Below are 18,621 nucleotides of genomic sequence, written 5' to 3' on the forward strand. Positions count from 1 at the left end.
GCTACGCCCGCCCTACGCCGCAACCAGCGCGAACGGTGCGCCCGTCATACCCGTCACGCTGCTTGACGAAGGGGGTCCCTTTTGCACGCCGATAGGGGGTCCTTTTTGGACGCCGATTGACACACCACGCCATTGCCCGCGCCAATGGCGACAAGATCCTCGCCAACCCGGCCATCGCCCTGGATGCGATCACCCGCACCCAGGCAACCTTCACTACCCGCGACCTGGCGATGTTCGTCCATCGCCACAGCGAGGGAAAGGACCAGTTCGACCAGGTGATGGCCGCGGTCCGAGCCTCCCCCGAACTGGTCAAACTCGGCAAGGATGGACGGGGGCAGGAGCGCTTCACCAGCGGCGACATGATCGACACCGAAGCGCGGCTGCAGCGCGCCACGGTCAAGCTCGAAGCCAGCCGTCGCCACGGGCTGAGCGACCAGCATCGCAAGCTGGCGCTGGTCCGTGCCGAGATGCGCGGGCTGACCCTGTCGCCGGAACAGCGCAGCGCCTTTGATCACGTCACCAGCGGTCGGGGGCTTGGTGTCGTCGTCGGCTATGCCGGAACCGGCAAGTCGGCGATGCTGGGTGTCGCACGTGAAGCTTGGGGGAGCGCCGGCTATCAGGTCCAGGGTCTGGCGTTGTCGGGCATTGCCGCCGAGAACCTTGAAAGTGGCTCGGGCATCGCGTCGCGCACCATTGCCAGCCTCGAACATCAATGGGGGCAGGGGCGCGATTTGCTGAACGACAAGTCGATCCTTGTCATCGACGAGGCGGGCATGATCGGCACGCGCCAGCTCGAGCGGGTAATCGCCGAAGCTGAGAAGCGCGGCGCCAAGGTCGTGCTGGTCGGCGACCCCGAACAGCTCCAGGCGATCGAAGCGGGAGCTGCCTTCCGCAGCGTCGCCGAGCGCCATGGCAGTATCGAGATCACTGACATCCGTCGCCAGCGCGAGGATTGGCAACGCGCGGCGACGCGCCAGCTTGCCACCGAGCGAACCAGCGAAGCGCTGTCGGCATACCAGCAGCATGATGCGGTCCATGTCGCCGAGACGCGTGAGGCTGCGCGGGTCGATCTGATCGACCGCTGGGACCGGCAGCGCCAGGCCGCGCCCGATGCCAGCCGCATCATCCTCACCCACACCAATGACGAGGTGGCCCTGCTCAACCAGGCGGCGCGCGGCCGACTGCGTGCGCGGGACGAGCTTGGTAATGATGTCACCCTGCAGGTCGAGAAGGGCGAGCGGCATTTCGCTACCGGCGACCGGGTGATGTTCGGGCGCAACGAGCGCAGCCTTGGCGTCAAGAATGGCTCGCTCGGTCGGATCGAAAGCGTCACCGCGACCCGCATGGCGGTAATGCTCGACAATGGCACGGCCGTATCGTTCGACCTCAAGGATTATGCCGCGGTCGATCACGGCTATGCCGCCACCATCCATAAGGCGCAGGGCATGACCGTTGACCGGGTGCATGTGCTTGCCACGCCGGGGCTTGATCGCCATGCCGCCTATGTCGCCCTGTCGCGGCATCGTGACGGTGTTGATCTCCACTATGGCCGGGATGACTTTGCAGATCATGATCGGCTGGCCTCGACGCTATCGCGCGAGCGGGGCAAGGATATGGCGTCCGATTACCCGGCTGCAGACAAATCGGCCGAGGTTGCGGTGTCAAAGCCCCGCGACCCGTTCGCCGGTCTCAGGCTCACCCGGGTCGTACGCAACGAGGTCGAGCGATCTCCGCTCGACCAGGCGGTCGAGAAGGTGGGCCGAGCGGTTGCCGACATCATGCAAAGCCGTCGTCAGGGCTTCGAGCCGCTCCCCCACCAGCAGGCCGCTCTCGATGCGGCGGTCTCGGCGCTGAAGGCCGTTCGTCCCGACGGTGTTCGCGACATCCGCGCTGTCTTCAACGCCGACCATGGGCTCATCGAGGAGGCTGCCAAGGGGAGGACGACGCAGGTCGTCCGGGCGATGATGATGGAAGCAGAGATGCGCGACGAGCGCGCCGCTCGCGCATTGGCGCTGGAAGAAAAGATGCGCAGCGACCGCGCCGTACGCGCAGACCGGTTCGTCGAGGACTGGACCAGACACGCAAAACGCGCGGCGGCATTCGATCGGAACGGCGAGCGCTGGCGCGCCGATGAGGTGCGTGATGCGATGACCGGCATGGCCAAGAGCTTGGAACGCGACCCCCAGCTCGAGTCGCTGCTACGAGACCGCGTCAAGGAACTCGGAATCCGCTCCTCGGGCGGCGGCTCATTGTCCCATGATCTCCAGAACTGGCTCGGCCTCTCGCGGGGCCGCGGGCTGGGGCGGTAGGCTGCGGTCATGACCCAGCCCACCGACCAACCCACCGGCGAGACCGCGATTGCCTTTGAAGATCTCTGCGCCGAGATCAGTCTGCTGCGCCGCGCCGTGGAAGGCCTCACCGCTGCTCGCGAACGAATGCCGGACTATACGCCGACACTCGGATCGATGATGGCGCAGCTGAAAGCGACGCAGGAGGCGTTGCAGCGGATCGAGCGCAGTCCGGCCGTCGCGCTGACGCCCATCGCACTCACCAAGGAAATCGTGCAGGCGGCCGCGAACGCCAGGGCCGAAGATGCCCGCAAGCTCGACGAAGCACGCGATACCATCGCACGATCGATCGGGAGGGTCGATGGCATCGTTGAGCGCGGCCAATCGGTGGAAGGCCAGTCTCGCCTGCTCCGCCGGAGCTGCGCAGCAACGGCGATGGCGACACTATTGCTCTGGTCGATATTGCCCGGTGCGATTGCCCGTTCACTTCCCGCTAGCTGGCATGTGCCGGAATGGATGGCAGCCAGGATCGTTGGATCGAAATCCGTCAATACTGGCGAAGACGGCAAAGTGGTGACCAACCTTGAGGCGCAGCCGAACGGGCTCTAGTTAGCCAAATTGATCAAGCAGGCCGCCGCGCTCGCCGCAGGTTCATAACAGCCTCTAGCGTCCGCAGGTCGGCGTCCGTCAGGGCCGCGATATCGTTTTCCGTAATCTCGAATATTGCCAAGTTCGAGCGGCCTCCCTGGCGATATCTAGGAGAGACTGCCAGTCTTTTGAAGCTCGGCGGTCATGCTAAGTTCGGGTGCGTATCGCGGGTGAGATGGTCTCAAATCCAAACGAAACCTTCATCTGGCGAGGAGAAACGACGAATGCTCGTGGTGAGCGGGCTTGGCAGTTGTTCATCAACGGAGCGTGGTCGCGCGGAATAAATTGCTGCGCTAGAACCGCTGCATGGTTATTCTCACGACCGCCGCGCTTGTCGACGCAGCCCTCGGCCTAGTCCTCGATAAATCGGCCGGCGGGTTGGTCGGCGCGGCGCTCAGACGCCTGAAGGGGCACGCGGCTCGCCGGGAGCTTGCGGCCATCGTCTCTTCGGCGATCGACGCGGCAGCGGCCCGGGACTCGACGCTCGCATCCGGCCTGCGGGAAGAGTTGTTCGTACGCGACTTCGTCACCCCGACGGTACTCGTGCTAGTCGAGGATCCCTCCAGCCTTCCCGACTCCGAGGCGGTGGCCTTGACGCTTCTAGCGTCCTTGACCGCCGCGGAAGGCCGTCCAGTGCATGAGGGGCCGGACCTCCGGCGGGCGCTCTCCGAGCGTCGCGTGGATTTAGAGGCGGCCCTAGTCTCGTTCGCCGAGGCTCTGCGCCGCGGTCTCGCCGCTTCGGAGGCGTGGCGCGACGTCGCGCATCGGCAGGTCACGGAGGCGATCAACGCCAACGTGGTCGAGCTCGTCCGCCACCAGCGGCGCGCCTTTGAGCGGGCCGGGCCGATCAAGGCCGAGGACGCCCGCGCCGACGCGGTCGCGGGCTCCGCCGAGCTCCGCGAGTGGCCGCGCGACGTCTGGGGCGCGCAGATGAAGCGGCCTGAGTTCGACGATCTGCTCGGCCGAATTCGCGCGGAGCCGTCCGGAGAGACACTGCTGGTCGGAGAGGCGGGATCGGGGAAGTCGGCGCTGCTTGCTGCGATTGTTGCGCAGCTGGAGGCGGACGGAGTGCCCGTTCTCGGCGTCAAGGCGGACCGCCTGCCCGCGGATGTGCGCACGCTGGCGGACGTCTCGCAAGCGCTCGGCATGCGCGGCGACGTAGTCTCCTGCGTCAAGACGCTCGCCGAGGAGGGGCCGTGCGTGCTGCTCGTCGACCAGCTCGACGCAGTGAGCGAGGTGATGGATAGGACGTCCGACCGGATGCGGCTGCTGCTGCGTCTGGTCGAGGAGGTTCATCCGGGCGGCAGGCACGCGGAGCGACCGCCGGTCCACGTTGTGGTGTCATCGCGCCCGTTCGAGGCCGACCACGACGCCCGCTTCTCACGCTTTGAATATCAGCGCACGATGCTGGCGCTCCCGACACTCGACCGCGTCGACGCCGCGCTTCTCGAGGTCGGTGTTAATCCGTCTCTTGTTCCCCGACCGCTTCGGGAGACAATTCGCCGGCCGTTCGCGCTCAAGCTGTTCGTCGGGATCGCGAAACGCGGCGGGCGCCTCGACGACCTGCTTCCATCGATGCTGCTCGCCCGCTGGCTGGACAGCGCCGATCTCGGCGACGGCACTACGCGCGAGGAGGTCGGTCGCCTCCTCGTCCTCCTCGCAGAGGAGATGGTGCAAACAGAGACCCTTTGGCGGCCTGCTGACGTCCACGAGTTCGAGCGGCCCGAGGCGTTTCGCAGAGCGGTTGCCGCGGGCCTGCTCGTCGTCGATGGCGGCCGCGTGGGCTTCAGCCACCAAGCTTGGCTGGACGACTTTCAGGCGCGCGGCCTCTCAGACGCGAAAGCCCTCGCCGAGTTCGCCTGGCGGGGGCAGGACGGCCTCTTCACGCGGGCGTCCGTGCTCCGGGCGCTTCAGCGCCTCAGGTCGTACGACGCACCGGCCTACGAGGGGGCGCTCGACCTCCTGCTGGGAGGCGACGCTACCAGGCGCCATCTGCGCCACCTTGTCGTCGACTTGGTGGCGGGCCAAGGCGAGCCGCGGCCCCGCGAGGTCGGCTGGGTCGGACGCCTGCTCCGCACCGACCCCGCCCTCGCCCGGCGGGCGCTGCCGCTCATAGCGAGCCGCTGGGCGGCTTGGCGCCCGCTGGCGATGGATTGGCTGCCGCTGGTCATGCAGGATGACAGCATGCGCGGCGTAAGCGAGGCGCTGGTCGCCGCCGAGATGGCGGTCGACGCCGCCTCGGCGGCTGCACTGATCGATCGTCACTGGGCCGGGGCGGACCGCGATGACGTGGTGCTGTTCACCTTGGAGCGGGCCCGCCTCTGGAACGATTGGGCCGCGAAGCGCCTCGTCGAGGCGATGGGTAGATCGCCGATAGCACCACACTTCGTTGCGCACTTCGGCGTCGAGCTGCTGAAGGCTGGAAGGTCGGCAGACGCAGCCGACATGGCGACGACCTACCTTGTGGCAGCCGCAAGTGGCGGCGGGTGGGAGCTTGACGTCCACGATCTCGAAAAGATGGTCGAGGCGGAGCCGCTCGTCTTCGCCAACCGGCTGCTGCCCGCCTTCGTGGCGCTTGCGTCCCGCGACGCGGACGAGCCTCAATCGAGGATGAAGCAATTCGCGGCGAGCCCCGACCTGGGCTGGCGGTGGGACCGACCGGAGGACGGAAGCCCCTTCCAGGCCCTCCGCACCGCGTTGTGCCAGGTCGCGGCCAGCAGGCCCGAGGAACTGATGAACCTTTTGCTGCCGTTCGTCGACGTTGAAGTAGAGGCGGTCCAGACCGTAATCGCCGACGCGCTGGCCTGCGGCGGCGCGGCGCTGGCGAGACACGGCCTCGACTTTCTGCTATCCGACGTCCGGCGCTTTGACGTGGGCGACGCTGTCGGCGACGGTTCAGACGGCGTGATCAGGACCGTACATGGCTGGTCATCGCGCGAACTGGTGCGGGTGGTCTCAGGACACTTGGCTGGCGACGACCTTGCGAGACTGCGCGACGCCATCGAGGCTTGGACCCGCTATCCCAATCCGGCCGCCGGAGACTCCGGCGTGGAGGTGCGTCGGTTGATGATCGGCTGGGCTGAGGAGGCGCGCCTCGCGCTTCTAGCCCAGCTCCCGCCAAGTGCGCTCGACGCGCGGCGACGTCGGCAGGTGGAGGAGTGGCGCGCAGTTCAACCGCGCTTTAAGGGCCGGATAAATTCGATGCGCATGGCCAGCCTTGTCGGCTCGCCAATGTCCGCCGAGTCGATGGCGCTCGCCACCGACGACCAGATCGTCGCGATGGTCGAGGCGCGGCACGACGCCGCTGAAGAACGGTTCGACCGCCGGCGCCCGCATACCGGCGGCGCGCGGCAGCTCGCGCAGGCCTTCGGTGAATTCGCGAAGGTTCACCCCGAACGGGCGATGAGAATCGTCGGCGACAAACTCCTTCCCGGCCGGCACGAGGCCGTGGCAGGGAACGGCCTGCGCGAGCTGGCCGGATGTGAGGCGCTGGAGCCGGAGCGGATCGTCGTGCTCGTGCGCTCCCTTGTCGACAAGGGCTTCGCGAGCCGCTCGTGGCGGAACGATGCCGGTTGGGCCTTCAATACGCTCGCGCGGCGCCGGGGCGGGTTGCCGGACGAGGATGTCGCCCTGCTGGAAACTTGGCTGGAGGACGATCCGGACGCGGTCGTTTCGCGCGTCAAACGCCGAGCTGAGGCCGCTGCCGAGAACAAACGGCGGAACGCCCGGCCGGAGCGTCGGGAACCGAGACCCGCCCTTTTCGGCCCAAGCGGCGGGCACGTGATGGTGCCGCAAGCCAACTTCACGTTCCTGGACGCCATCGGGCAGGGGCTGCTGCTGAGGCCAGAGCCCGACGTTGGTGCCTTCGTGCACACGCTGCTCCGGCACACTTCTTGCGCCGAGGACCCGGCCGTTTGGTCGCACACGCTGCTGTCATATGGCCAGGTGCTCTGGTCGACGCCCGAAGAGGAGGCACACGCCCTGCTCCGCGCCATGCTGGCGGGTGCGCCAGATGCATTCGACGACCCGCTGTTGGTCCGCACGTTCTGGCAGCTGCGGCGCCGGCTGCCGGAGGACGTTCTAGATCAGATTCTCGACCGCTGGCTCGCCGGGTCCGACGAGCAGCGACAGGTGGCGGGCGAGTTCGTCGGCGGCTTGGCGGTGGTTAGCCGTGACGAAGACCCGCAGTCGTGGCGCGCAACGCCCATCCTGGCAGGCGGGCCCTCAGCCGCCAGGACCGGCGTTGCATTCAGCGCGGTGGCGGCATGGTCCGAAGGTGATCCGACCCTTCGCCTGAGCGCCCACGACCTCGTCGTTTCACTCGCGCAAGAGCCCGACAGCGACTTGGCCGTTGCCATTGCCACCGCGTTCTCAAGGTTCCGCCCGCTGCCGCCCGATGACCACACGCGCGACCTCCTAGCGGCGGTCGCCGCGAACCCGGTCGCGCTGGAGGCGGCACTCCAACACTGGCTCTTGGATGCCATCAGCGGGCTATTGGTCCATCCAGGGTTCGAGGAAACGGCGGGTGAAACACTGACCGCCGCGGTCGAGCTTCGCGATGGCGCTCCCGCCCGGATCGGCGCCCGAAGCTTTGGCATGGGAGACGACATGGTGCGGATCGCCATCGCCCTGCAACGCGACGACGGGCCGGTGCGCGCGCGAGCCATGGACATTTACGAGCGACTCCTTGACGCCAATGCTTACGGGGCGGCGCAGGCCGCCGAGGCATCGCTCGTCCGCGGCGGGGGTGCAGCCTCATCTGGCGAAAGTTGACCGTTCGGCAACGCGGTCTCGTTTGGCTGCGAACCACAGGACATCTCTTCGATCTCGCCAACGGGGCGCGCCGTTCCGCTACACCCTGACGCCAAATCGTACATGTGGTGAGCGCGCGGCCGTCGCAGCGCTGCTCGAGCAGTACTGCGTCGCCGACGTACTCATTGAAATGACGCCGACGGACGAGCCGTGGGTGAAGCGTAAGGTCAACCCAGTGCCAGACAGCGCTTCCCTCAACCTGGCGTCCATATTGCGCCCTTGAACGTGTTGGCTTGCTACCTACATCCCAACACATGGTCAGTCTTTCAACCTGCGAGCCGGTAGGCACATGCGAGCGCGCCGGATGGATTGCTGGCTTCGCGCACCCAGCGGCGGCAGATGGAAGCGGCGCGAAAATCCCCTCGCGGCCAGCCTGGAACAGCATCGCCTGGGCACGGGCACGCTCGACGGAGCATGCGCTTCACAAACGCCAAGACCGCGTGAGTGCGTCCTCGGCGGACGGCCACCGATTCGCGAAGTGTGAAATGGTTCGGGGCACATCAGTCTCCTTCCACTGGCCGACCGGTGACATGCCGCGGGTCCCATCTTGGGCCGACAGCGGCAGCGCCGTCGCTTTCGCCATGGTGAGCGAGCAGCTCTCGTCGGAGTTGGCGGCCAAATCGGCCCGGCTCCTGCAGCGGCTGCGATCGCACTTGCTAGACTTCGCCTCTACCGAGTCATCGGGAGAGCCGGCACCGAAGGTCGTAGTTGACGCGAATGTCTGGGCCAGCCTGCTGGCCAAGCAAGAGCGCTTCGCAAAACACTCGTTCGTCGCCGAATATCTGAAGTCTTTCAGTGCGAACCTTGACGATCGCACCGTCGCACCCACCATCCTGAACGGAACCCGGATCGACGTCGACCGCTTCTCTGTCGCGACGGACATGGGTCACGCTGTGTTCGACGGACAGCACCGCAGGGTCGCCATCGAACTGGCCATTTCCAGCCGCAAGCGCGAGCAGCTCTTCGAACGGCTCATTGATTGCGTCGGCTTGGACCTATTAACCGCCGACCGCTGGAATGAAGTCGATGCCGTGGCGATCGTCAGGATGTTCGAGCGCGAACTGCGCTCCAGCGTCCTCGTCCGCCACCGCGTCCGCTACCGGCGCACCGTCTTCAGACCCTGTGCGGTCAGGGAGGCGATACTAGCCCATGACATCATGACCGGTTGTCCCCCTCCTGCCGCTGCCGCGGCGCGCACCCGCGCGCCTGCATCTGCAGTGGTTCAGTCAGGAGGATTAGATGGTTTCCCGTTTCGCCGACCTCAAACTGCTCGCGCCAGACCCGGTGCTTGCCCTCGTCATCGATCTGCTTCGCCCATGCGTCGAGGCGCGCGATCTCGACTTCATGTTCCCCGAGCTCTGCCACATCAACGGCGACACGTGGCAAGTCCCGGTGGACGCAGCCCGCGTCCTCCGCTTCGAGTTTGCGGAAGGACTTGGAGCGATCAACATCCGTCTGGAGTGAGGGAGGCCTATGGCCGACACTGATGACCACATGCCGCCCAAGCCTGGCGACGTGCTGCGCAAACGCGTGGTGGGTGACATGCAGATCACGCAGGACCAGCTCGCCGAGGCCCTAGGCGTGTCCCGCCACAGCGTGAATCAGCTGCTGAACAGCCGCCGGGCCGTCACGCCCGAGATGGCACTGAGGCTTGAGCAGGTTCTCGATACGTCAGCCGAGATGTGGCTCAAGCTGCAGGCGCAGGTGGACCTCCACGAGACCAGACGGAAGATGGGCGGCGAGCTAGGGAAACTGATCAAGATACGTGGAAGTGGGAAAAGGAGTAATACCTGAGCGCGACAGGCGCACAACGCCGAGAACATTAACTAAGTGAAAAGCCACTAGCCCAAGAAACCCGTGCCCAATCGGGTTGCTTCGGCTGAATAGACGTCCGCCGTCGGGAGCTTGGAGCATAACTCCGAATGTCGGCAATTGGGCCCTTTCAATCCGGTCGCGAGGTTCATTTCTTCGAAAATTCTCGCGACCAAACGCCCTTAGGGGGAAGGGCGCGAAACAGATGACCCACCTCCCGCCTCTAAAAATATTCTCACATCGAATGTGGGGAAAAAAGTGGGGTGATTTGCTGAAATCCCAGAAATATTATTTGATTTCAATTCGTTATTTGAGGATTCGAGATCCCTCCCTCTCCGCCACGACCGCCGCGACATGCCGGTCGTCGAACGCGCTTCCCGGCCCCGCCATCACCGCCCGCTGTCGGCCACGACCGATCGGCCCGCCGCGCGGATCACGTACAGGCCGGGACGACAGCGACCGGCAGGAACGTGATGAGCGTCGCGGCGAACCCCACCCACCCCAGCGCTGCCGCGGCATGGCCGAGCGGGGCGTCGCGGCGGCCCGTCAGGTACAGCGCGATCGCCAGCGTCGCGCCGATCGACAGCGCCCATGCCCCCAGCAGCACCCAGCGGTGCAGGCTGCCGCCCCCCGCCATGACCGCATCCCACCGGCGCGCGCAGCCGAGCCCGTGGAGCGCATAGACGAGGCAGAAGGCCGCCGCCCAGCCGACCGGCCCGGCCGACAGGCGCAGCAGCGCGATCATGCCGTCCATCCCGGCAAGGTCAGCAGCAGCGCAACGAACGCGCCTGCCCCTGCGGCATGGTCGCTCCACAGCCGCACGATCCGCGCCTCGCCGCCGCGCGCGGGCGAATGGAAACCGGCCCGCGCCCGCGCGATCAGGAAGGCGAACAGGATCGCCGCCAGCGCGGCATGGAAGATCGCATAGGCGGCCAGCATCGCGCTGGTCGCGGCATAGGCGTGGGTGGCGGGGGCGGGCGCGCCGACCAGCGCCCATGCCAGCGCCGCGACGATCGCCGTCTGCCCGGCAAGCCCGAGCGCGAACCGGCCGCCGCGACCGGCGACCGCTGCCGCCGCGGCGCCGCCGACCGCCAGCAGCGGCACGACCAGCGACGGCGCGATCAGCACGGGCGGCGGCCAGTTCGGCGCGATCGTCCACAGGAAGGCGTAGCCGAACAGCAGCGAGGCGAACAGCGTCGCGCTGGCGCACAGGGCGAACACGCTGCCCCACCAGCCGGTGGTCCGCGCCGCCTCGAAGCTGGTCGGCAGCAGCAGGCCGTTGCCGACCGGCAGCAACCCGACGTCGCGGGTGATGCCGTTGGTCCATGCCCAGCGCCAGCCGAGCACGACGACCCCGAGCAGGAAGACCGGCGCGACCGCATAGAATCCCGCCAGCATCGTCAGGAAGAAGCCGCCGAGCATCGCCGCGGTGGCGATCGGCCACCAGCTGTTGCCGGGCAGGATCGCGACATGCTCCGGCGCGCCGGTCGTCATGTCGACCGCCATCGTCTCGCGCCAGCCGTGGCGGCTGCCCGCCAGCAGCCCGTCGCCCCGCGCCAGCGCCACGCCCAGATCGGGCGCGTCGTCCAGCGGGTCGCGCGTGGCCACGGTCGGCAGGCTGGCGAAATTATAGGCCGGGGCCGGGATCGGCATCGCCCATTCCAGCGTGGTCGCGCCCCATGGATTGCGGCGGTGCGTCCGTCCCACCCGGATCTGCAACGTCACGTCGATCACGACCAGCGCGAAGCCGAACGCCTGGAGGAACCCGCCGACCGAGGACAGCAGGTTGAGCCACGTCCACCCCATGCCCTCGGGATAGGTGTCGATGCGGCGCGGCATGCCGAGCAGCCCGGTCAGGTGCATCAGGAAGAAGGTCAGGTTGAACCCGATGAAGATCAGCCAGAACGCCGCCTCGCCGATCCGCATCACCCGCTCGCGCCCGGTGACGTGCGGCAGCCAGTAATAGGCGGCGGCGAGCATCGGGAACACGAACCCGCCGACCAGGACATAGTGGAGATGCGCGGTGACGAATGCGGTGTCGTGCGCCTGCGCATCGAACGGCACCATCGCCAGCATCACGCCGGTCAGCCCGCCGATGACGAACACGATGAAGAAGCCGATCAGGTACAGCATCGGCAGCTTCAGCTCGGGCCGCCCCTGCCACAGCGTGCCGAGCCACGCGAACACCTGCACCGCCGTCGGCACCGCGACCAGCGCGGAAGCGGCGGAGAAGAAGCCCAGCGCCATGTGCGGGATGCCGGTGGTGAACATGTGGTGCACCCACAGCCCGAAACTGAGGAAGGCCAGCGCCAGCACCCCGGCGACGATCGCGCCGTAGCCCAGCAGCCGGGTACGCGCCATCACCGGCAGGATCGTCGACACCGCGCCCGCGGCGGGCAGGAAGATGATGTACACCTCGGGATGGCCGAACAGCCAGAACAGGTGCTGCCACAACAGCGGCGATCCGCCGTGTTCGGGCGCGTAGAACGGCCAGCCGAACGCCCGCTCCACCTCCAGCAGGATCGATCCCAGGATCAGCGGGGGAAAGCCGAACACCATCATGCCCGCCGTCGCCAGCAGATACCATGCGAAGATCGGCATCCGGTCCAGCCGCATGCCCGCGGCGCGCAGCTTGAGGATCGACACCATGATCTCGATCGCGGCGCACATCGCCGAAATCTCGACGAAGGTGATGCCGAGCAGCCAGACGTCGGAATTGATGCCCGGCGTATAGGTCTTGCCCGACAGCGGCGGATAGAGGAACCAGCCCGCATCCGGCGCCACCCCCGCCAGCATCGCGACGATGATGATCGTGCCGCCGAACAGATAGCACCACCAGCCAAGCGCCGAGAGGCGGGGGAAAGCGAGGTCGCGGCTGCCCAGCATCTTGGGCAGCAGGTACATCGTCAGCCCCTCGAACATCGGGATGGCGAACAGGAACATCATGATGCTGCCGTGCATCGTGAAGAGCTGGTTGTAGACCTCCGGCCCCACGAACGCGCTGCGCGGCGTGGCCAGCTGCGCGCGGATCAGCATGGCGAGCACGCCGCCGATCGCGAAGAACACGAACGCCGCGACGATGAACCGCTTGCCGATGTCGCTGTGGTTGACCGAGCGCAACCGCCCGCGCCAGCCCGGCTCGGTACGCCAGATCGCGGTCAGTTCGCGGTGCAGTTTCAGCGCGCTCATTCCGCTCCCCCCGTGAACGCCGCCCAGCCCGCCGCATCGTGCGCGACGACGGTGAAGCCATGATCCCTGTGGCCGATGCCGCAATATTCGGCGCATTCGCCGCGATAGGTGCCGGGCGCGTCGGCCACCACGCGCAGCCGGTTGGTATGGCCGGGGATCGCATCCATCTTTCCGGCCAGCCGCGGGATCCACACGCTGTGGATCACGTCGGCGGAGGTGATGACGAGATCGGCGGGCTGTCCGGCGGGGATGTGCAGCACGTTCCGGGTGCGCACGCCGCCGGGATGCGCCATGTCCCACGCATATTGTCGCGCGGTCACGCCGATCTCCACCGCGCGGGCATCGGCGGTCGGCAGCGTGCCGATCCCGACCGCCAGCGCATAGCCGACCAGTGCCAGCAGCACCGCGAGCGGCATCGCCAGCCCCAGCGCCCCGATCCACACCCGCGCCGATGCGGCACGGCGCGCGTCGTCGCGGCGGCGAAACGCCAGCGCCAGCAGCACGAAGACCAGCCCCGCAAGGATCGTCGCGCCGCCCAGCATCACCCACCACATCGTCGCGACCGACCGCGCATGCGGCCCCGCCGGATCGATCGTCGAGAGTTCGCCGCTGCAACCGCCGAGCAGCACGAGCGTTGTCGCGCACATGCCGGCGCGGCCCGCCCCGGCCCGGAGAAGCCCACGCCCATGCCGAGCGAAACGACCCCGAGCGACGTCGCCGAAACCCGTCTGGTCGATCCGGTGCGGGAAAAGCCTGCCTTCCACCGCACCGAATCGAGGATCGCGGTGGCGGGCCATCCGATCCATGCGATGCTGGTGGCGTTCCCGATCGCGCTGACGACCTGTACGCTGGGCGCGGACCTGCTCTACTGGTGGACGGGCGACAATTTCTGGGCGCGCGCCGCGCTGTGGGCCTCGGGCGCGGGGTTCCTGTTCGGCGTGCTGGCGGGCATCGCGGGTACCGTCGAACTGCTGCTCGTCCCCGGCATCCGCGCCCGTTCGGCCAGCTGGACGCATTTCGTCATCGCGGTGATGCTGCTGTCGATCCTCGGCGCCAGTTGGGGATACCGGCTGACCGGCTACGAACAGGCGGTGCTGCCCTACGGCCTGCTCCTCTCGCTGTTCGCGGTCGGCTTCACGGGCTTCACCGGGTGGCACGGCGGCAAGCTGGTGTTCGAGTATCAAATCGGCGTCTCTTCGACCGGAAGCTGACGGTTCTGCGGGGTCTGGAGCCACGCCGGGGCGATATCGGGCACGACCGGCTTGGCGAGGACCAGCAGCAGTACGACCACCATCGTCGCGATGCTGCCGACGACCAGCGGGACGGGCGAGGGCGGCGCATAGTCGCCGCGCCGCTCGCTCATCAGCACCACCGTATGGCCGACCAGCGCGTGCAGGCACACCAGCAGCCCGACCGCGACCAGCTTCGCGAACATCCACGGCTGGAACACGCCGCGCAGGTAGATCAGCGCGGTGCCCGCCGCGATCGCGGTCACGGCGGCGGGGGTGACGATCATCGTATAGCCGCCGTGCGTCAGCAGCCGCAGCCGGGCATAGGTCGTCTGCGCCTCGTCGCGGCGATGCTTGGCGAGCACCAGCGGCAGCGCCACCAGCCCGGCGCACCACAGGATCAGCGCGGCGATATGGAGTGCCTTGACGAGGCTCAGCATCCTGCCGTCGCCATCCGCCGCCATGTCGCCCGCGCGATCATCGCGCCGACCACGGCATAGGGGATCAGCCCCGCCACCCACATCGCCAGCCCCGCGATCTGCTGGTCGGCGAGCGGCCCGATGCCGAATGCCGCGGTGGACGACAGGTGCGTGGCATAGAGCGGCCGCGCGACGAAGGTGAGGATCGCGCCGAGCAGCCCCATCTGCGCGGCCCCGGCGGCGACGGCGGCGAGTGCCGGGGGCGGCTCGGCGCGGCGCACGGCATCCCAATAGGCCCAGGCGCTGCCGAGCAGGCTCGCCTGCATGATCCAGTAGACCAGCCTGTTCGCCAGCGCCGCGTCATAGGCGGCTGGAACGTGCCACGCCCACAGCACGACCGTCGCGACCGCCAGCGCGGCAGGCGGCGACAGCGGCATGCGCGACGGCCATGCGACCGCGAGCAGCGGGGCGGCGACGCCGATCAGCAACAGATGGTGCAGCGTCCGCGCCGAGAACAGGGCGACCGACAGCGCGCACAGCGGCGACACGAACGCCAGCGCCAGCACCGCCGTCGCGGTCAGCCCGGCGACACGCCGTCGCGCCGGCAGGGCCAGCATCGCACCGCCGCCCAGCAGCAACGCGATCAAGAGCGGCGGGTCGCCGTTCCACCGCCCGAACCACGTCGCGGCGGTGGGTGCGGTCCCGCAATAGCTGCCGAACACGTCGATCATCTCGTCCCCTTTGCGATGCCAACTCGCATGCGGCGGGACGGGTCCGTACGGAATTGAGACGAAATGTTGCTGCGGGGATCAGGCGGCGCGGCGCATGCCCCGTTCGCCGCGCGCCGCGCCGATGCTGGCCTGCATCGTCTCATACTGGTCGATGCTGAACCCGGCGGCAAGGAAGCCCGCCAGTTCTCCCTCCGGCACGGCATAGCCGCGATGCCATGCCCATACCGCGATCCGCCGCAGCGCCTCCAGCTGCGGATCGGCGAGGTTGGGGCTGCCCCGTCGCGTGCCGAACACCCGGCCCAGCGCGATCGACACCCGCCCCGGATGGCGCAGCGACGCGATCCGGTCCTGCCGCGCCAGCGCCACCACCGACCATTCCAGTGCGCTCAGCCCGGTGCGGGCAGGAGCGGGCGGCGCGGCGTCGAGCAGCGCGGGGGCAAGGTGCGGCGCCAGCAGCGGATCGCCCGAGAAATCAACATAGGCCATGGAAATCCTCCCTTGTGCAGCGATATGGATCGGCCGGGTGCGACCCGGCGGTCGCGGCGACCCGCGATGGTCCCGACGTGCGGATGCAATCCCCCGATCCCCCCCCGGCCGCATGCGCCGGGGGGAAGCGATTGCCGATGATGGTCAAGCGAAGGCGGTGCCGCCGAATTACCGGGCGATCACCGCAAGGTGACAGATACGATCATGGCGGCACCTTGTGTGACGGGGGCGGCACCGCGGTGCCATCTTCTATACCGTGTGGTATATTAAGCGGGTGGGTGTCCGTCAACGGCTTTTTGTACCGGTCGGTAAATTTCTGCCGCCCGGCCATTGCGCCGGTGCCGACGGGCTTTTGCTACCCCTCGTGCCCCCGCGGGGCGAGCGCGGCGATGCTCGTCGCCAGTTCGTCGTTGCGGAACGGCTTGGTCAGGCGCGGGGTGTTCGCGTCGATCCCCTCGACCTCGGCATAGCCCGACACGATCAGCATCGGCAGCCCCGGCAGTTCGGCGGCGATGGCCTGCACCAGTTGCGCGCCGCTCATCCCCGGCATCAGATGGTCGGTGACGAGCAGGTCGGGGCGGAATCCGCCGCGCACCAGCGCCAGTGCCTCCTCGCCCGACGCCGCCTCGGCCACGGCATAGCCGAGATCGGTCAGCATGTCGGCGGTGCTGATCCGCACCAGTTCCTCGTCCTCCACCAGCAGCGCGGTGCCGCGCGGCACGGGCGTCGCCGGTGCCTCCACCAGCACCACGTCGACCGGGGCGGCATCCTCGACGCTGACCGGCAGCCACAGGATGATGCAGGTGCCGCGGCCGGGCGCGCTGTCGATCGTCAGCCCGCCGCCCAGCTGCGCGGCAAGCCCGTGCACCATCGACAGCCCCAGCCCGGTGCCCTTGCCCACGCCCTTGGTCGAGAAGAACGGCTCGATCGCGCGTTCGCGGGTCACGGCGTCCATGCCGGTGCCGGTGTCGGTGACGCTCAGGCAGGCATAGGTGCCGGGCGCGATTCCGTCCGGCCCCTCCGAGCCCACCTCGGTCGTCGCGGCGGCGACGCGCAGCACGCCGCCGTCGGGCATCGCATCGCGCGCGTTCACCGCGAGGTTCAGCAGCGCCATTTCGAGCTGGTTCGCGTCGGCGCGCGCGGGCGGCAGGTCGGGGGCGACCGCCACCTCGACCCGGATCGTGGGGCCGGTGGTCGATCCGATCAGCTCGGCCATGTTCTCCACCAGCCGCGCCAGATCGACCGCGGTCGGCTGCAACGGTTGCCGCCGCGCGAACGCGAGCAGCCGCTGCACCAGCGTCCGGGCGCGCTCGGCCGATTGCAGCGCGCCGTCGATCAGCCGCCGCTCGCGCGCCCCGCCGATCCCCTTGCGCAGCAGCATGTCGAGCGATCCGATGATCGGCGTCAGCAGATTGTTGAAATCATGCGCGACGCCGCCGGTAAGGCTGCCCATCGCCTCCATCTTCTGGCTCTGGCGCAACGCCGCCTGCGCCGCGTCCAGCTCCGCCTCGGCCTGCAACCGGGCGGAAATGTCCTCCGCCAGATGGAAGGCGCCGATCACCCGTCCGTCGCCGTCGCGCAGCGGCGTATAGCGGATTTCCCAGACCGGCGTGGCGATGCCCGGATGGCCGAAGCGATCGGTGACGGTGAAGCTCTCCCCCGCCAGCGCCCGCGCCATCAGCGCGCGCAGCCGTTCCGCCTGCTCGGGCACGAACAGGTCGGGGAGGACGTCGCCGATCCGCGTCTCGAACCCCTGCACCCGGCGGAATTCGGTATTGTGCGCCCGGTTGAACGCGATCAGGCGATAGTCGGTGTCGAACGCGCAGATCGGCGCGTCGGTCGCCTCGACGATATCGTGATAGCGGCGCAGTTCGGCGGTACGCTCGATCACCTGCTGTTCCAGCGTCGCCTTCATCTCGCGCAGCCGCGCCTCCGCCCGCGCCCGCTCGACCGCGACCTTCAACCGCTCGCCGACCTCCTGCACCAGCCCTTCCTCGGCCGGGGTCCATACCCGCGGGCTGGCGCTCTGCACCGCCAGCAGCCCGACCCACTTCTCCTCCTCGAACAGCACGACGTCGACGAACGCGCCCACCTGCCGCGCGGTCAGCCCGGCGCGGGCGCCCTCGCTCAGCCGTTCGTCGGCGGCGACATGGCGCACCACCACCGGCGCGCCGCCGCGATAGGCGGCGAGCAGGTCCGACCCGAAGCTGACCAGCGAATGGGTGCCGACGATCGATCCCACGCCGCGCGCATAGTCGCGTTCGACCGTCATCCAACCCTCGGACGTGATCTCGGCATAGAATACGCGGCTCGCGCCCAGCAGGTCGCCGACGCGGCGCGACGCGACCTCGACGATCTCCGCCGGATCGTCCAGCGCGCGCAGTTCGTCGGACAGGTTGAGCAGGAAGTCGGTGCGCCGTTCCGCCGCCACCCGCTCGGTCATGCCCGACACCACGCACAGCACGCCGCCGACGGCCATGGCGTCGTCCGGCACCGGCGAATAGTCGAGGTCGAGCCACACCGTCTCCGGCCGTCCGTGCCGGTCGAGCGTCACTGCCCGGTCGCGATAGCACAGCGATTTCCCTGCGAAGCAGGTGGCGAGCACCTCGTCGTTGAACGCGGCGAAATCGGGCCAGCCCCGGCGCACCTCTGCGCCCAGCAGGTCGGGATGCCGCTGCCCGACGAACCCGGCATAGCCGTCGTTGTACAGCATGACGCCGGCCTTGCCCCACATCAGCAGCATCGGCACCGGCGAGCGGAGCAGGACGGCGAGGGTGGTGCGCAGCGCCTGCGGCCACCCCGCGATGGGGCCGAGCGGCGTCGCCGCCCAGTCATGTGCCGCGATCAGCGCGCCGCAATCGCCCCCGCCGCGCAGGAACGGGGGCAGATCCGCTGCGTCCACCGGCGACCGGCAATCGGCCCCGTGCGCGGGTTCGCGGATGTCGGCATAGTCCATTGCGCCAGCGTCTACCCCATCCCGCGACTAACGGAAATCAACTTTGCACAC

Annotated in this window: 13 protein-coding genes and 1 pseudogene; 6 read left to right on the forward strand and 8 right to left on the reverse strand. The window is 68.2% G+C overall.

Translation table 11 applies throughout. From position 1 onward, the window contains the following. Window positions 1-116: 116 nt before the first annotated feature. The 3 genes and pseudogenes from traA to ABLE43_RS12560 form a co-directional block, all read left to right on the forward strand. A pseudogene (gene traA, locus ABLE43_RS12550) lies at window positions 117-2,309 on the forward strand (Ti-type conjugative transfer relaxase TraA); the annotation flags it as partial. 9 nt (window positions 2,310-2,318) lie between these two features. Next, entirely contained in the window at window positions 2,319-2,897 is a 579-nt protein-coding gene (locus ABLE43_RS12555) for a hypothetical protein (RefSeq protein WP_348978778.1), read from the forward strand. A 345-nt stretch (window positions 2,898-3,242) separates the two neighbouring features. Then, a complete protein-coding gene (locus tag ABLE43_RS12560; RefSeq protein WP_348978779.1) occupies window positions 3,243-7,709 on the forward strand; it encodes an AAA family ATPase in 4,467 nt (1,488 codons plus the stop codon). 716 nt (window positions 7,710-8,425) lie between these two features. Here ABLE43_RS12560 and ABLE43_RS12565 read toward each other — a convergent pair. Beyond that, window positions 8,426-8,659: a hypothetical protein gene (locus ABLE43_RS12565; protein WP_348978780.1), complete on the reverse strand. Its 234-nt coding sequence runs from the start codon at window positions 8,657-8,659 to the stop codon at window positions 8,426-8,428. A 328-nt stretch (window positions 8,660-8,987) separates the two neighbouring features. On the opposite strand from ABLE43_RS12565, the gene ABLE43_RS12570 reads away from it, so the two are divergent. Both ABLE43_RS12570 and ABLE43_RS12575 read left to right on the forward strand, forming a co-directional pair. Continuing rightward, window positions 8,988-9,212 (forward strand): hypothetical protein, encoded by a 225-nt coding sequence (locus ABLE43_RS12570; RefSeq protein ID WP_348978781.1) that lies wholly within the window; start codon window positions 8,988-8,990, stop codon window positions 9,210-9,212. A 9-nt stretch (window positions 9,213-9,221) separates the two neighbouring features. After that, window positions 9,222-9,542: a HigA family addiction module antitoxin gene (locus ABLE43_RS12575; protein WP_348978782.1), complete on the forward strand. Its 321-nt coding sequence runs from the start codon at window positions 9,222-9,224 to the stop codon at window positions 9,540-9,542. 451 nt (window positions 9,543-9,993) lie between these two features. Here ABLE43_RS12575 and ABLE43_RS12580 read toward each other — a convergent pair whose 3' ends face one another. Genes ABLE43_RS12580 through ABLE43_RS12590 form a run of 3 tightly spaced genes read right to left on the reverse strand, consistent with a single transcriptional unit; the run spans window position 9,994 to window position 13,396 of the window. Next, window positions 9,994-10,305: a hypothetical protein gene (locus ABLE43_RS12580; RefSeq protein ID WP_348978783.1), complete on the reverse strand. Its 312-nt coding sequence runs from the start codon at window positions 10,303-10,305 to the stop codon at window positions 9,994-9,996. Next, complete coding sequence (ctaD, locus tag ABLE43_RS12585) at window positions 10,302-12,749, reverse strand: cytochrome c oxidase subunit I (protein ID WP_348978784.1); 2,448 nt, start codon at window positions 12,747-12,749, stop codon at window positions 10,302-10,304. Before ctaD ends, ABLE43_RS12580 begins: the two co-directional genes overlap by 4 nt. Continuing rightward, a complete protein-coding gene (locus tag ABLE43_RS12590; RefSeq protein ID WP_348978785.1) occupies window positions 12,746-13,396 on the reverse strand; it encodes a cytochrome c oxidase subunit II in 651 nt (216 codons plus the stop codon). The genes ctaD and ABLE43_RS12590 overlap by 4 nt, the downstream gene beginning before the upstream one ends. A 39-nt stretch (window positions 13,397-13,435) precedes the next feature. On the opposite strand from ABLE43_RS12590, the gene ABLE43_RS12595 reads away from it, so the two are divergent. Continuing rightward, window positions 13,436-13,960 (forward strand): DUF2231 domain-containing protein, encoded by a 525-nt coding sequence (locus ABLE43_RS12595; RefSeq protein WP_348978786.1) that lies wholly within the window; start codon window positions 13,436-13,438, stop codon window positions 13,958-13,960. Here ABLE43_RS12595 and ABLE43_RS12600 read toward each other — a convergent pair. The 4 genes from ABLE43_RS12600 to ABLE43_RS12615 form a co-directional block, all read right to left on the reverse strand. Next, window positions 13,930-14,418, reverse strand: coding sequence for a CopD family protein (locus ABLE43_RS12600; protein WP_348978787.1), 489 nt, complete (start codon window positions 14,416-14,418; stop codon window positions 13,930-13,932). The two genes, ABLE43_RS12595 and ABLE43_RS12600, sit on opposite strands and share 31 nt — an antisense overlap. After that, entirely contained in the window at window positions 14,412-15,128 is a 717-nt protein-coding gene (locus ABLE43_RS12605; protein WP_348978788.1) for a cytochrome c oxidase assembly protein, read from the reverse strand. Before ABLE43_RS12605 ends, ABLE43_RS12600 begins: the two co-directional genes overlap by 7 nt. A 78-nt stretch (window positions 15,129-15,206) precedes the next feature. Beyond that, window positions 15,207-15,614, reverse strand: a complete 408-nt coding sequence (locus tag ABLE43_RS12610; protein ID WP_348978789.1) for a hypothetical protein — start codon at window positions 15,612-15,614, stop codon at window positions 15,207-15,209. A gap of 355 nt (window positions 15,615-15,969) precedes the next feature. Continuing rightward, entirely contained in the window at window positions 15,970-18,570 is a 2,601-nt protein-coding gene (locus ABLE43_RS12615; RefSeq protein ID WP_348978790.1) for a PAS domain-containing protein, read from the reverse strand. Window positions 18,571-18,621 lie beyond the last annotated feature (51 nt).

Origin of the sequence: Sphingomonas silueang, assembly GCF_040049155.1 — a bacterium.
Classification (GTDB): domain Bacteria; phylum Pseudomonadota; class Alphaproteobacteria; order Sphingomonadales; family Sphingomonadaceae; genus Sphingomonas; species Sphingomonas silueang.

What these genes read in the sequence shown, in the direction of transcription:
- ABLE43_RS12555 (WP_348978778.1), top strand. Translation starts at nt 2,319, where the DNA reads ATGACCCAGCCCACCGACCAACCCACCGGCGAGACCGCGATTGCCTTT.
- ABLE43_RS12560 (WP_348978779.1), top strand. Translation starts at nt 3,243, where the DNA reads ATGGTTATTCTCACGACCGCCGCGCTTGTCGACGCAGCCCTCGGCCTA.
- ABLE43_RS12570 (WP_348978781.1), top strand. Translation starts at nt 8,988, where the DNA reads ATGGTTTCCCGTTTCGCCGACCTCAAACTGCTCGCGCCAGACCCGGTG.
- ABLE43_RS12575 (WP_348978782.1), top strand. Translation starts at nt 9,222, where the DNA reads ATGGCCGACACTGATGACCACATGCCGCCCAAGCCTGGCGACGTGCTG.
- ABLE43_RS12580 (WP_348978783.1), bottom strand. Translation starts at nt 10,305, where the DNA reads ATGATCGCGCTGCTGCGCCTGTCGGCCGGGCCGGTCGGCTGGGCGGCG.
- ctaD (WP_348978784.1), bottom strand. Translation starts at nt 12,749, where the DNA reads ATGAGCGCGCTGAAACTGCACCGCGAACTGACCGCGATCTGGCGTACC.
- ABLE43_RS12590 (WP_348978785.1), bottom strand. Translation starts at nt 13,396, where the DNA reads ATGTGCGCGACAACGCTCGTGCTGCTCGGCGGTTGCAGCGGCGAACTC.
- ABLE43_RS12595 (WP_348978786.1), top strand. Translation starts at nt 13,436, where the DNA reads ATGCCGAGCGAAACGACCCCGAGCGACGTCGCCGAAACCCGTCTGGTC.
- ABLE43_RS12600 (WP_348978787.1), bottom strand. Translation starts at nt 14,418, where the DNA reads ATGCTGAGCCTCGTCAAGGCACTCCATATCGCCGCGCTGATCCTGTGG.
- ABLE43_RS12605 (WP_348978788.1), bottom strand. Translation starts at nt 15,128, where the DNA reads ATGATCGACGTGTTCGGCAGCTATTGCGGGACCGCACCCACCGCCGCG.
- ABLE43_RS12610 (WP_348978789.1), bottom strand. Translation starts at nt 15,614, where the DNA reads ATGGCCTATGTTGATTTCTCGGGCGATCCGCTGCTGGCGCCGCACCTT.
- ABLE43_RS12615 (WP_348978790.1), bottom strand. Translation starts at nt 18,570, where the DNA reads ATGGACTATGCCGACATCCGCGAACCCGCGCACGGGGCCGATTGCCGG.